The sequence below is a fragment of the Oleiphilus sp. HI0079 genome, from assembly GCF_001635105.1.
On record NZ_LWFT01000038.1, the window covers coordinates 1 to 1,043 of the forward strand.

A 1,043-nucleotide genomic window follows, 5' to 3' on the forward strand; every position below is an offset into this window, starting at 1 on the left:
AGTATGACGAGGTGAGGGCGGTGGAAAGTCGAATACGACAGTTTCATCATTTGTCCCAAAGTTTGGTCGCGATGTCTAAGTCGATTCAGGAATATGAGCGATCTCAAAAAGAGTTGATGGATGCGATTATCAAGTTAATTGCCGAGGCCATTGATGCCAAATCACATTATACCGCAGGCCATTGTGAGCGAGTTCCTGTGCTGGGCTTGATGCTCGCAAGGGAGGCCGATAAGGCCAAGTTTGGGAAGTTCAAAGCGTTTTCGTTTGAGACGCCAGAGCAGTGGCGTGAATTTGAAACAGCGGCTTGGTTGCACGATTGTGGGAAAATTTCGGTGCCCGAGCATATTGTTGATAAGGGGAGCAAGCTTGAGCTTATTTATAATCGTATTCACGAGGTTCGAATGCGGTTCGAGGTGCTTTGGCGAGACGCAGAAATTGAGATGCTGCAAAGCTTGCGGCAACAACCAGATCAAGAGAAAGCGCTTCAACAAAAACTACAAGAGGCTCAGTCTGCCTTGCAGGATGAGTTCGCGTTTGTCGCCGAATGCAATGTGGGCGGCGAATTTCTGTCCGATGAAAAGCTAGAGCGTTTACAGCAAATAGCGGAGAAAAGTTGGGTTCGAAATTTTAGCAATTTGCTCGGCTTATCTCCTGTTGAGGAGATGAGGCTTGAGGATAAGGGGTTGTTGAAGGACGAAATCCTTCCCCAGCGCGAGCCATTGTTGGCCGACAAGCCTGAACATATCATCGAGAGAGAGCGTCCCTTTGAGTTCGATGAGCACTTAGGGATCGATATGGATATCCCGGAACACTTATACAATCAAGGAGAGCTCTACAACCTTGGCGTGAAACGCGGTACGTTAACCGCTGAGGATCGATTTAAGATCAATGAGCATATGATTGGAACGATAAGGATGCTTGATCGTCTGCCATTTACAGACGACTTGTCCAACGTTCCGCACCTGGCTTCTACCCACCATGAGACCTTGCGGGGCGATGGTTACCCTAGGAAGTTGGGAGAGAATGATCTGGGTGTGCTAGAT

Annotated in this window: 1 protein-coding gene; it reads left to right on the forward strand. The window is 48.3% G+C overall.

Annotated elements, in window-relative coordinates:
• Positions 1 to 20: 20 nt before the first annotated feature.
• The coding region (locus A3750_RS00725; protein ID WP_304440153.1) for an HD domain-containing phosphohydrolase at positions 21 to 1,043 on the forward strand (1,023 nt) is incomplete at its 3' end.